The organism is Thermosynechococcus sp. OHK43 (genome assembly GCF_014466085.1).
Classification (GTDB): Bacteria; Cyanobacteriota; Cyanobacteriia; order Thermosynechococcales; family Thermosynechococcaceae; genus Thermosynechococcus.
The window spans coordinates 1-12,643 of the sequence record NZ_JACOMP010000024.1; the positions used below are offsets into that span (position 1 = coordinate 1).

The window sequence follows — 12,643 nt, forward strand, 5'->3', positions numbered from 1 at the left end:
CATTGGCGGTGGATAGCGATCGCCAGCAGCAGTGGCAGCAGATTCACCGGATTCTCCAGCAGCAGGATTTACCCATTACGGGCTTAGATTGGCGCAATGAACAGAATCTTGTGGTCCAAACTCCCCTCGCGCCGGTTCACCTTGGGGTCGTGCAGTGGAATAGTCCCACCTTCAATAAACAACTCAGTGCCTTGGCCCGTCTCAAGGAGTTGCCCCAGTATTTGGATCCTCGGCAAATGGCCTTTATTGATCTGGTGAACCCCGATGAACCCTTGGTACAACTGCGGCAACAACCAACACAGCAGCCGCTTCCCCGCAGCAATTAAGGGTCAACAGTACAGCATAATAGAGAGGTTAGCTTGGAGTGGCTGGTCAATGAAACCCCTGAAGTGCGGCACAGGATTGCCACGATTTCTGCAACGGTTGGTGATGGTGCTCAGTGTGCTTCTGCTGGTGAGTTGTGCGTCACTCTCTTCAGTGGCTGACACGAGTTCAATTCCAGGAGCACAAAGCCCAACCCCTATGGCCAACTTACCTCGACTCAATGGCGATGCAACGGTTGTGCTGACGGTCAACGATCGCCCGATTACGATTCAAGTGAAGGGGGATGCTGCCCCAATTACTGCTGGCAACTTTGTGGATTTAGTGAATCGGGGGGTCTATGATGGCACGATTTTTCACCGCGTCGTCCGTGAACCCCGACCCTTTGTGGTTCAAGGGGGAGATCCCCAAACTAAAGACCCCAAGGTATCGCCGCAACTTTACGGTACGGGTTCATTTATTGACCCAGCAACCAATCGCCCCCGCTATATTCCCCTAGAAATTCTTGGTCAGGGCAGTGACACCCCCACCTATAGCCAAGCGGGCAAAGTCTCACCCATCCTGAAGCACACGCGCGGTGCGGTGGCCATGGCGCGATCGCAACTACCGGACTCGGCCTCAGCCCAGTTTTACATTGCCCTCGATCAACTGGACTTTCTGGATGGCAATTACGCCGTTTTCGGCTATGTCACCGATGGTATGGACGTAGTGGACAGGATCCAACAGGGCGATCGCCTGCAGTCTGCTAAGGTTGTGGCCGGTTTGGAAAATTTACAGCAGCCCTAGCAGAATGCCGGCGAAAGCGTTGCCGCAGGGGGGGTAGCAGACGCAAACACAGGGCATAGGTGAAGAGTCCAGCTATGATGCCCACCCAAACGCTGCCAAAAATGAGAATCATTGCCATTTGCCCCCCTTGTTCTAGGAGCTTTTCCCAAGATTGCCATTCACCAAAAGATAGGGCAGGCTGCCCCATCAGCCACCAACCCACCTGAAAGTTAAACCAAAACAAGGGCACATAGGTGAAAGGGTTGCTCACCCAAGTGGCAAGGGCGGCCAAGGGCTTATTTCCCCGCACTAGGAGCGCTAGGGTAACGGCAATGAGCATCTGACCACCAAACAGAGGCAGCATGCCAGCAAAGACCCCTGCCCCGAGACCACGGGCAATACTCTCGATGCTGCTGTGGGAGCGCATCAGGCGCAAATAGTGATAGCGGAGCGATCGTCGCCAACAGTAGAGCCAACGGGGCTGTCGAGAAGGCTGAGGAAAAGACAACCGCATCATAGGTGAGCTGCGAGAGGGTGCAAAGGTTGGAAAAATAAAGGAATGATAGTCTTTGCTTAGCAGTTTGACATATTTTGCTTAGAGAGTGCTAGGGGTCGCATCCTTGGGCTTGCCCAACCCCAGCGCTAAAAAGCCAAGGGCGATCGCCATCATCACACTGCTTTGCCAAGCGGGTGCCACGCCACCCCAGCGATCGAAGGCCCATCCTGCCCATGCAGGGCCAGCAATTCCCGCCACACTTTGGAGGGATTGGCTAGCGCCAAGAATTTTTCCCTGATCTTGATCCCGCACCCGATTGGAGATCACTCCCCGCAGCGAGGGCAACATGATGCCCACACCAAAGGCCAAACCGATCACACACGTGTAGAGTAAAGGCACACTCAAGCTGCCCACAGTGGGAATGGCGGCAATCCCCAACAGGGCCAAGGCCACCAGTAGCAGTCCCCCCAGGCTCAAGCGCTGCTCACCAAACCGAGGAATCAAGGATCGAATCAAGCCCGCCTGCACAATCGTACTGACAACGCCAATGATCACAAAAATGATCCCAGCTTGGGCGGGTCCCCAATTCAATTGTCGCTTCAAAAAGAGGACGAAAATACTGGTAAAGCCCGCAAAGGCAAAGTTGAAGATAAAAAAAGCCATTAGTAAGGCTTGCAGTGTGCGTTGATTGAATAGCGCCAACCACTGCTGCTGCAAGGCAAAACTCTTTAGGGTCAGGGGCGATCGCTGGGCTGCGGGCAATGACTCCGGCAAGATAAAGTAAGCCAAAACCACATTGACCAGTGCCAAAACAGCGGCAAACCAAATCGGCCACTTGAGATCAATGGCTGCTAGGCTGCCGCCAAGGGCCGGCCCAAAAATGAAGCCAATCCCAAAAGCCGCCCCCGTTAAACCAAAATTCTTAGCCCGATTTGCCGGAGCTGAGGTATCGGCAATATAGGCCTGAGCCGTTGAAACCACGCCCCCAGTAAGGCCATCAATAATCCGCGAGACAAAGAGCAACCATGGCGCTGTGGCCACAGCAAAGAGAATGTAGGACGCAGCAGTGCCGGCAATACAAATCAGCAACACCGGACGACGTCCCCAGTGATCCGAGAGGGCACCTAGTAGCGGAGCAGCAATAAATTGAGCAGCAGCGAAAGCAGAGAATAGCAGTGTCAGGCTCAACGCATCAAAGTTAAATCGCTCTACGAGGAAGGGCAAAATGGGGAGAATCAGACTCTCACCCAAGCGGTCGATGACAATTGTGAGCAAAACAATAAATAATGGTGAGCGTAGGTTTATCCCCATTGATTCTGATCCGTCCTCAACTGTGATGGATGCCTGCCCTGTAGAGTTTTGGCCCTGAGAAAAAGGCAGTACAATAAAAGACTACAAGTTAACACAATACCGCCCTTTTTCCATCGATCGAAGACTGCACAAACCATCCTACTGATGAGGTGATGCAACCCATGTCCGCTTATATAGAATCTTTGAAGCGATCGCTCTTTTTGACCCTGATTGCCCTAATTGTATCATTGACGATTTCGTTCTTGATGGCAATCTAAGTTTGCTCTGAAAATCATTTATCATCTTCTATTATTGATGTGAGTTTAGTGATGTGAGTTGAGTGAGGTATGGCCACTCCTTCTGCCGCTGCACCCCCGCCGCTGCCCCTCTGGGTCATGTTTCGCTTGGGTCTCTTTCAGATGGGACTGGGCATGATGTCGATTCTGGTGTTGGGGGTTCTCAACCGCATCTTGATCAAGGAATTGGCGGTGCCAGCGACATTGGTGACCCTCACGATCGCCATGCATCAACTTGTCGCACCGGTGCGAGTGTGGTTTGGTCAGCTCTCTGATGCCCATCCCATTGGTGGCTATCATCGCACGGGGTATGTCTGGGGTGGGGCTTTGGCCTTTACCTTGGTCACCTATGCCATTGTTCAAGTGATCTGGCAGGTGGGACAAAGTTTAGATCAAACGGGCTGGAGTCTGTTCACTCAAGGATGGATTGCCCTGTTGGGATTACTCTTTGCCGCCTATGGCATTTGTGTTAGCAGTAGCTCGACTCCCTTTGCTGCCCTGCTAGTGGATGTCTCTGAAGAAGAGGATCGAGGCAAATTGGTGGGCATTGTCTGGTCCATGTTGACCGTGGGCATTGTTGTCGGTGCCATTCTCACTAGCGTGCTGCTGCGGCAATTGGAGCTAGATGCCCCCATTGAACTTCTGCAACAAAGTGTCAATCGTCTTTTTTTGGTGGTTTTGACGGTGGTCTTTGCTCTCGCGATCGCCAGCACCTGGGGAGTTGAGGCCAAGTATTCCCGCTACCATGTGCGCAGTTACACCTGTAACAACCCTGAAAACATTACCCTTGGTCGCGCCCTAAAAATTCTTACTGCTAACTCCCAAACATGGCGCTTTTTTCTCTTTCTTGTCCTGATGACCCTGAGTTTATTTATTCAGGAGCCGATTCTTGAACCCTTTGGCGGTGAAGTCTTTGGTATGACGATCGCCGAAACCACCCGCTTGAATGCCTATTGGGGCATGGGCACCCTTGTTGGTTTGAGTTTCACAGGATTTTTGATTGTGCCGCGCCTTGGCAAGATTCGAACCACCACCTATGGCTGTTGGGGGGTGGCCTTGATGTTTTTACTACTCATCATCTCAGGGGTCACGCACCAGGTGTGGCTCTTTCAGTTGCAACTCTTTCTCTTTGGCATTGCCGCGGGAGTAACAACAACAGGAGCCCTGAGTCTGATGCTGGATTTAACGGCGGCAGAAACGGCAGGGACATTCATTGGGGCTTGGGGCTTGGCCCAGGCCATTGCCCGGGGATCAGCTACCATTGTCGGCGGGACGGCCCTCGATATTGGTCGTCAACTGTTTGGCGTGCCGATCCTCGCCTACGGCTTTGTCTTTTGTCTGCCGATGCTAGGAATGCTGGCCGCTGTTTTGCTGCTCAAACGAGTGGATGTGAGTCAATTTCGGCAACAATCTCAGGTGGCGATCGCCAAGATTTTGGCTGAGGACTTGGAATAGAGGAGCCTACCAGCGGGCAAAAAAGGAGAAATCCAATTTGCCAAAGTGGGTGGCATGGGCAATATTAAAATGCTCTAGGCAATTCACCAGCCAGCGCACCTTGCCCCGACTAAAAGATTGATAGTGGTTAAACAAGATGGCAAAGCGTTTTTCAAGGTAGGGTTTCACTTTCCGGCTGAGGAGAACAATCTTGAGCAATAGGCCAATGGTTGCCGCCGTGCCGATGTTATTGAGCAAGTCAACAAAAACCAGATGGTTGGGGTTCTGGGCGCTCTCGACAACCAGGTAGTTGAGGGTCTGGCTACAGGTGCGCACAATGGTAAATTCATTTAGAGGCTGTGGCTGCTGAAAGAGGGGCAGCGTTTCCAAATACTGGTAAAAGCGCTGGCGAAACCGACCCCGACCCACATTCGCCGTGGTGTCCGTCAAGTAGTGGAAGAAGGCATCCCGAAAGTCGCGGGTGGATTTCATCCGTTGCAGCCGCTGCTCAAATTGACTGGCCAAGTCGCGATAGGTGTGGCGGCCATCCACCTTACCGACAAAATGCTGAATTGAGGTTCTGACTTCCTCTGTAGAGAGCAAGGTGGGATTTTTGATAGGGGGGATATTTTGATGTCCCTGGGCACGGCGAAACTCACTGGTGAGGTAGTGACTCAGGTTCATTTCAAATTCCTGTGTGGCTTTTTGCTGAACCTCTTGAATGTAGCGCAGCTCTTCCGGTGGGGTGTCATCCCCCACTAGGCAGTGGTTGTAAAGATAGGGGTAGCGGCGAATGAGGGTGGCAAGGGGGCGATCGCCATTTCGTTGAATCTGTACAGTATCCTGGGCATCTTCTTGAAAGAATTGCACTATGCGCTGCAGCTTTTGAAAGGCTTCACTCTCTAAATAATCCTTGACGAGTAGCCGCAGCTTACGCACCACTGGTGCCCGGCTCAGACCGCCTGCGGGCATTCCCACAGGGGTTTGCAACATGGCCAGAAATTCCGGAACAGCCCCTTGCAGCAAAGGACGCGACTGCCAGCGGTTAATTAAAATGTGGCAGCAGCGGTTCATGAAGGGACGGAAACGGTCTGCCACCTGTGCCTCAGTCACAATCCGATCCATCGCCCCTTGAATCTGGCGATCGGGATAGGTATAGCCCATAAGAAAAAGGGCACGAAACCGCTCAATGACTTGCTGCGGGCTCTCATGTTGCACGCATTCCAGCAAGTGATCGTAAATCAGTTGGTAGTCGTTGCCCTTGATCCAAGTATTCATAGGGAGGAATGCGCTCCTAAGCCACGCCGCTACCGACAGTGCTGGAATTCGGGGGCACAACTGAAAGGTCCTAACATATCTGCATGATAGAAGGCAACATTTCGTTAGCCTGTGATCGAAACTACGTTTTTGTCGTGATCCTAATCACAAGAATGCCCTGGGTTCTTTCGATTGCCCAATAGTGCAAACGCTCTACTCCCTTGTGAGGATAAGCAACAGAGCAATCAATTGACAATTGACTATAAAAGTTTGACTATAAAAGTTAGTGCTAAATTCTCTCCCCAAAAGAGTTTTTAGGCCTCGAGAGCATCAGCGCCCCTGATACCCCGAGAGCTGAGCTAGACCCTCTAGGGGATAGACGCCCTCATAGCGTTTACCGTTGATTTCCCATGTGGGATAAGCACGGATATTGGCCTCTTTGCACAGTTCTGGTTGGCCATTGGTACCGCGTGCATCGCACTCAATGTAGTTAATTCTCTTAAAGGCGCTGCCAAAGAGCTCCTTTTGCTTCATACAGGCAGGACACCAGTAGGCACCGTACATTTTGGCATTGATTTTCTTCAGGTGGTTTGCCAGCCCTTGGGGAGAAATAGTCCGACTAGTTCCCTGTGCCATAACCATGTCGGCAGATTGAAAAACAGGTAACCGCGGTACAAGGGCGATCGCCAGCCCCACACCCAAGGCAAACAGGAGATAGTGCAAGGAGTGTTTCATCGAGAACCATCCACTAACCCGATACAGTGTACTGCATTCTACACAGTGCTAGAGCTAGAGACCGCGAGCAACGTCCGGTGGTTCCGCAGCACCGCTTTAATAGTTGGGTGGGATGCGATCATGGATGCCCCCACTCAAATTGAGCGATGATAGCTGATAGTCCTCCCTTGCGGGATGACCCAGCTCGCTAAGCTTGCTACAGGCTATGGACATGCTCACCGCCAAGCAGCAGAGCAAACGGGTTGACCACTAAGCCCCTTTCCTGACACCTTGCCATAGCTCCTAGAGGGGTTTTGACCCAGAATTGGCTCCCCCAAACGTAGTCAGCCGAAGATTCGCTGGAAAGACTGTATGGGCTACATTCGCGCATGCTGTTGCCGTTAAACTAAAACTACACTATAGCGGTAGTGCCTTTGCGAATTGTTTAATGGCAGCAATTTTTGAGCTTCATCCTGTCAACCCCCAGCCCCGCACCATCGCCCAAATTGTTGAGGCGCTCAAAGAAGGGGCAGTCATGCTCTACCCCACGGACACGGTCTATGCCATTGGCTGCGACATGAACCACAAGGGAGCGGTGCAACGGGTACGCCAACTCAAGCAACTCTCTAACGATAAACCCGTCACCTTTTTGTGCTCTTCTCTCTCCAACATTGCCCAGTATGCCTATGTCAGTGATTCCGCTTATCGCCTCATGCGTCGCCTGATTCCGGGACCCTACACCTTTTTGCTGCCCGCTACCAAACTGGTGCCCCGCCTTGTCCAAAATCCCAAACGCAAAACTACGGGGATCCGTGTGCCTGACCACGTAGTGAGCCAAGCGCTGTTGACCGCCCTGGGGAATCCAATTATTTCCACCTCAGCACGACTACCCGAGGACGAGACCTATTATGTGAATACTGCAGATCTCTTCGATGCCTTTGACAAACGGGTGGATTTGATTATTGATACGGGGGAAGGGCCGGGACAACAAATGTCGAGTATTCTTGATCTCACCGTCGAACCACCGCTGCTGGTGCGCAAGGGACAAGGGTGGGAAGCACTACCGGCAGAAATGGTGACTGTTGAGTGAGCCACTCTAGCTCTTCGGTAGGTAGAAATCGCTATGCAAGGTTGAATTCAAGAATGAGTTCATCACAATTGATTGGCAAAGTATATTTGGTGGGCGCAGGCCCCGGAGATGTCGGGCTGCTCACGCTTCGCGCCAAAATGCTTCTGGAATGTGCCGATGTGGTGCTCTACGATGCCCTGATTAGTCCGGAGATCCTAGGACTAATTAATCCCCAAGCGGAAAAAATTCATGTGGGCAAGCGGCGGGGTAACCATACCCTTTCTCAGGCTGAGATTTGCCGCCTATTGATTGAGTTGGCAGGGCGCCATGCCGTCATTGTGCGCCTCAAAGGTGGTGATCCCTTTGTCTTTGGCCGTGGCGGCGAAGAGTGTCTTGCCTTGGTTGAGGCAGGTATTGCTGTGGAAGTAGTCCCCGGGGTTACCAGTGGCGTAGCTGCACCTGCCTATGCCCGAATTCCCTTAACCCATCGGGACTTTAGCTCTTCGGTAGTCTTTGTTACGGGCCATGAGGCGGCTGGCCGCTATCAACCGCGCGTCAATTGGTCAGCTTTGGCAACTGCGGTGGATACGCTTGTGATTTACATGGGACTTCACCATCTGGGGGAAATTGTGCCGCAATTGCTGGCAGGGGGGCGATCGCCCCAGACTCCCTTAGCCTTTATTGAATCCGGAACAACACCGCAACAACGGGTGGTGGTGACAACCCTAGAGCGAGCGATCGCCACCTATGACGAGGCAAAGATTCAAACACCTGCCTTGATTGTCATTGGTGAGGTCATTCACCTGCGCTCCCAGTTAGGGGGAAGTCTCCACGAGGTCTGAAGCAACCGGTTCAGGTTCTAGGGGCAATGACAGCATCGCCCGCTCCAAATAGGGCAGTAGCTTACGTCGGGTTTGATCCAGAGAATAGGCAAGGCGGATATTCTCTCTGGTGAGTAGTCCTAACACCCGTTGGGGGTAATTGCGATCCACCACAGGCAACTGCCTTAAATCCCGCGCCGCCATGCGATCGATAGCATCCTTCAGGGGTTCATCACTATAGGCCAGCAACAGCTCCCGCGTACAGACACTCCCTACCGTTTGGGTTTGATAGGCGGTTGTTTCCTGATCCGCTTCCCAACGGGTCAGCACCCGATTAATATCCCCAAGGGTGATCAACCCCAGCAAGTTCTGCTGACTATCGGTCACAAAGGCACAGTAGACTTTTTTTTGAATGAGTTGTAAGCCCGCTTCGACCACAGGCGTCGCTTCGCTGAGAAACAGCACCTGCGATTGCATGGCCTCTGCCACAAAAAGGTTGGGGAGACTTTCCTCCTGCTCCTCCATGTGGGGCTCAATGCTGCTGGGTGCCAAGGCGGGCAGCTCACCCGGTTTTTGCACACTAAAACTATTCACTAACCAGACACTTAAGCCCACCGCTGCCATCAGGGGCAAAATAATGCGATAGTCCCGCGTCATTTCAAAAAGCAGCAAAATAGCGGTTAAGGGTGCATTGACACTAGCAGCAAGGACGGCGGCCATTCCCACGGTTGCATAAGCGGCAGGAGCAGCAATACTGTTGGCAAACATCGGTAAGAGAATAGGTAACACCTTACCGTAGGCAGCCCCAAGGGAGGCTCCCAAAAAGAGTGCCGGCGCAAAGATGCCCCCCACGAGACCACTGCCTAGACTCACTGCCGTTAAGAGCATCTTGGTAACGAGCAACACCAACAGCAAGCCAAGGGAAAAATTCACATCCCTGAGGATTGCTTCCACTGTTTCATAGCCAATGCCCAGCACTTGCGGCAAATACAGGGCAACCAAGCCAACGCAGAGGCCCCCCATCAAGGGACGCACTGGTAGGGGAATGCAACCTAAAAACTGCAGAGGTGGAATCCTCCCCTGAAAGGCTTGCGGGAGCCACTGAAGTAACTGGGTATAGACAATGGCAACGCCGTAGGCCAACAGTCCCAAGCCCAAATACAAGGGCAACTCAAGGGAACTGCGTACCTCATAGGCGGGCAGCTCAAAGGCGGGTTGTGACCCCAAGCCAATTTGGGTAATTAGGGCAGAAATCACAGCGGCCAAAAGCACCACACTCACAGCCGTTGTTTCAAAGGTGGTTCCTAAGACCACCTCTAGGGCAAAGAACACGCCAGCGATCGGAGCATTGAAGCCTGCTGCTAAACCTGCCGCTGCCCCTGCCCCAAGGAGCAGCTTTTGCCGTTCTCGCGAGACCTTCAACCCTTGACCAAGGAGAATGCCGATGTTGGCGCCCACTTCCACACTGGGTCCTTCTGGACCAAGGGACGCACCTGTACCCAGGGAAATTGCCGCCGCAAGGGTTTTGGCAATGGGGCGAATAAGGGGAATTTCCTTACCAGCTTCGACAGCACCCATCAATGACATCAGGTTGGGACTAAACTCTTGGACAAGCCAACGGACAATCCCCACCAGCAAGCCCCCAAGGGTGGGAACACAGGCCAGTGTCCACCTCCCCCAGCGACCAATGATCCCCATCAAGTTTTCAAGGGCAAGGTAATGAATTGTTTCAATCAGGTAACGAAACAGCAGCACACTGAGGCCAGCGCTGCCGCCAATGAGCACTGCCAAGACCAGTACGACTGTTTCCGGAGGGGGGTGCAATTGATTGAAAAGACGAGTGAGGCGAGATTCAGCAGTAGAAAGGGGGAAGAGGGAGGACACTGGTGGAAAAATTTTTCCTGAAACGGGATAGCTCTAACTCAATTATGCGCAATTTCCAGGGGAGAGGCTAAAAGGGCAAGAGTTGCTGTGTCACATGGTAAAAGGAGGGATGCAGCCACCACAGCAGGGCGACAAAAATAACCACTCCCCCATAGGCGGGGCGCAAAAATTCCTGCCATACCAGTTGTTGCTTACCCTCCCAAATGGCTTTGAAGGGAATGATGGAAGTGCGGTTTTTCAGGGCAGCAAATGCTTCTCCATGCCGTGCGTACCAGCGGCGATCGCCATGCCAAACCCCAAAGCAGTGATGGGCAATCAGACCAAGGGAGGTCAGCAGGCTAAAGGACGTGCCCAACCATAGGGTATGAGCCACACACCAGATCACCTGTCCCCACAACTGTGGGTGGCGGGTAATGCGAATAATGCCCGTCTCGTAGAGGTGCACCTCTGGCTTTTGCACAGCGGCAATTTCCAGCAGGTTAAATGTGGCTGGATAAAGAAAGAGAAACGAGAGCGCCGATAGTCCCCACACTAGCGCCCCCATTCCCGGCACCCCTTGAAGTTGCCACAGTTGGACGCCGTCGTAGCGATGCGCTAGAAAGTAGAGAATCAAGATTGTGGCCAAAGGCAGACTCACTAAGGCGAAAAAAATGCGATAGGCGCGGGCACCCACCTGCTTTTCTGCCCAAGGACGTAAGCTGGCCAAGCCACTGTGGGCGATCGCAAACAGGAGCAATAGCCCCACCATGATCCACTGCGAACTGGTTTGCCAACTGTGGTGATCCACGCTCATCTACTCCCGACGATTGAGATCCCTTCCCATGATCCCAAAGGGGCAGACCATTTGTAAAGCAATGTAACTGGACAGAAAAACCAAGCCTATGAGCTATAGTCAAAGCGTTGGGGGCATCCGGCATGAATTTTAATCAATTTTATGTTTAATTGGCTCGATCGCCTCGAAAACCGCCGCCTACTGCGCTTGCTCCTGCTCTTTGCTTTGGGCTGGATTGGCGTGCAACTTTTGCACTACTTTGCCTACGTCTTACTCATCTTTCTTTCTTCGTCTATTTTGGCGTTTTTACTCAACTATCCCGTGCGCTGGCTCAAACGTTACTTGCCCCATGGTTTTGCGGTTACCATTGTGTTTCTGGGGACATTGGCACTGCTCATCGGCTTGGGGATTACTCTTGGGTTGGCGATCATTGGCCAGTTGCAGGACTTAATCACCCATTTGCCCAGCCAAGTTGATCTGTGGATTGACTCCCTTGAGAGAATGCAGCAGTTTCTGGCGCAATGGAATCTAGACATCAATTTTCAGCAACTGGAGTCAGAATTACGCAACTTTGCCCTTGCTGGGATTCAGTTTGGGTTTGGTAAGCTCCAGTCTATCTTTGCCCTCTTGCTGGGGGGCATGATTGTTGCTGTGATTACTTTCTTTATGCTGTTGGAAGGGGAACAGCTATGGCAGTACCTGTTGAGTTTTTTGCCCGACCCGTGGCGCGATCGCCTGCCCCAAGCCTTAAAGCGGAACTTTTTGGGCTTCTTGAGTGGCCGTTTCCTTCTATCTCTATTCTTTGGTACCGCTACATTTATTGTCTTGCTGGTGTTAGGTGCCCCCTACGCCCTTGCCCTTGGGGCGATCGCCGGCGGCTTGGATCTCATTCCAGGGATTGGCTCAACGATGGGCATTTCCCTACTCTGTTTGATCCTGTTGCCCAAGAGCATTGCCCTGAGTGTACAAGTTCTGATCAGCTGTATTCTGCTCCAACAGGTAGAGGAAAATATCCTCATGCCCCGTGTGATGCGCAACTCCGTCAACCTCAATCCGGTGGTTCTATTTTTTTCCCTCCTGGTGGGGGCAACGGTCGCAGGAATTGTTGGTATCTTCCTGGCCATTCCCATGACGGGGACGATCGTCAGTTTGCTGGATCTCAAAGCCTTGCAGGCAAGCCGTGAGGCTGCTCCAAAATCCTCGTCCTAGGGTTGCGATCGCCCCCATCCCGTTGATATACTAGACAAGCTGATTAAGGTGCCCTCGGCACATCAGTGTATTTTTTGCGCATTTCTTGGTTGGACACCATCATCACTGTAGGTTGGGTATAGTTGCATGGCTCGATATCGTGGCCCTCGTTTGAGAATTGTCCGTCGTCTGGGTGAACTAGCTGGTCTCACCCGCAAAGTCCCCAAGCGGAGCTATCCCCCCGGTCAACATGGCCAAGCCCGCAAAAAGCGTTCGGAATACGCCCTGCGCCTTGACGAAAAGCAAAAACTACGCTTCAACTACGGGGTCTCGGAG

General features: G+C 52.6%; 11 protein-coding genes and 2 pseudogenes. 7 read left to right on the forward strand and 6 right to left on the reverse strand.

Annotated features, from left to right (window positions below; all coding sequences use genetic code 11):
• A pseudogene (locus tag H8Q75_RS01135) lies at positions 1–326 on the forward strand (cell division septal protein); the annotation flags it as partial.
• 49 nt (positions 327–375) lie between these two features.
• On the forward strand, positions 376–1,107 hold the full coding sequence (locus tag H8Q75_RS01140) for a peptidylprolyl isomerase (RefSeq protein WP_024125607.1): 732 nt from the start codon (positions 376–378) through the stop codon (positions 1,105–1,107).
• Here H8Q75_RS01140 and H8Q75_RS01145 read toward each other — a convergent pair.
• Together H8Q75_RS01145 and H8Q75_RS01150 are read right to left on the reverse strand one after the other, a co-directional pair.
• Positions 1,067–1,603, reverse strand: a complete 537-nt coding sequence (locus tag H8Q75_RS01145) for a DUF2062 domain-containing protein (protein WP_024125608.1) — start codon at positions 1,601–1,603, stop codon at positions 1,067–1,069. The genes H8Q75_RS01140 and H8Q75_RS01145 overlap by 41 nt on opposite strands.
• Before the next feature lie 78 nt (positions 1,604–1,681).
• Positions 1,682–2,893, reverse strand: coding sequence for a tetracycline resistance MFS efflux pump (locus tag H8Q75_RS01150; protein ID WP_024125609.1), 1,212 nt, complete (start codon positions 2,891–2,893; stop codon positions 1,682–1,684).
• A 326-nt stretch (positions 2,894–3,219) separates the two neighbouring features.
• Between H8Q75_RS01150 and H8Q75_RS01155 the strand changes: the two genes are divergently transcribed.
• Positions 3,220–4,623, forward strand: a complete 1,404-nt coding sequence (locus H8Q75_RS01155) for a BCD family MFS transporter (protein WP_297039740.1) — start codon at positions 3,220–3,222, stop codon at positions 4,621–4,623.
• 6 nt (positions 4,624–4,629) lie between these two features.
• Here H8Q75_RS01155 and H8Q75_RS01160 read toward each other — a convergent pair whose 3' ends face one another.
• On the reverse strand, positions 4,630–5,880 hold the full coding sequence (locus H8Q75_RS01160; protein WP_024125610.1) for a hypothetical protein: 1,251 nt from the start codon (positions 5,878–5,880) through the stop codon (positions 4,630–4,632).
• A 309-nt stretch (positions 5,881–6,189) separates the two neighbouring features.
• On the reverse strand, positions 6,190–6,594 hold the full coding sequence (locus H8Q75_RS01165; protein WP_297039746.1) for a hypothetical protein: 405 nt from the start codon (positions 6,592–6,594) through the stop codon (positions 6,190–6,192).
• Positions 6,595–7,021: 427 nt separating this feature from the next.
• Here H8Q75_RS01165 and H8Q75_RS01170 point away from each other — a divergent pair, with 427 nt between their 5' ends.
• Together H8Q75_RS01170 and cobA are read left to right on the forward strand one after the other, a co-directional pair.
• The gene (locus tag H8Q75_RS01170) at positions 7,022–7,663 is read left to right on the forward strand and encodes an L-threonylcarbamoyladenylate synthase (RefSeq protein ID WP_024125612.1); all 642 of its coding nucleotides are present in this window, start codon (positions 7,022–7,024) and stop codon (positions 7,661–7,663) included.
• 53 nt (positions 7,664–7,716) lie between these two features.
• Positions 7,717–8,484, forward strand: a complete 768-nt coding sequence (cobA, locus tag H8Q75_RS01175) for a uroporphyrinogen-III C-methyltransferase (RefSeq protein ID WP_297039749.1) — start codon at positions 7,717–7,719, stop codon at positions 8,482–8,484.
• Here cobA and H8Q75_RS01180 read toward each other — a convergent pair.
• The gene (locus H8Q75_RS01180; RefSeq protein WP_297039753.1) at positions 8,458–10,347 is read right to left on the reverse strand and encodes a chloride channel protein; all 1,890 of its coding nucleotides are present in this window, start codon (positions 10,345–10,347) and stop codon (positions 8,458–8,460) included. The genes cobA and H8Q75_RS01180 overlap by 27 nt on opposite strands.
• A 67-nt stretch (positions 10,348–10,414) precedes the next feature.
• Positions 10,415–11,140, reverse strand: coding sequence for an NnrU family protein (locus H8Q75_RS01185; RefSeq protein WP_024125614.1), 726 nt, complete (start codon positions 11,138–11,140; stop codon positions 10,415–10,417).
• Positions 11,141–11,281: 141 nt separating this feature from the next.
• On the opposite strand from H8Q75_RS01185, the gene H8Q75_RS01190 reads away from it, so the two are divergent.
• The gene (locus H8Q75_RS01190; protein WP_297039757.1) at positions 11,282–12,328 is read left to right on the forward strand and encodes an AI-2E family transporter; all 1,047 of its coding nucleotides are present in this window, start codon (positions 11,282–11,284) and stop codon (positions 12,326–12,328) included.
• Positions 12,329–12,454: 126 nt separating this feature from the next.
• Positions 12,455–12,643 (forward strand): annotated as a pseudogene (locus tag H8Q75_RS01195) (30S ribosomal protein S4); the annotation flags it as partial.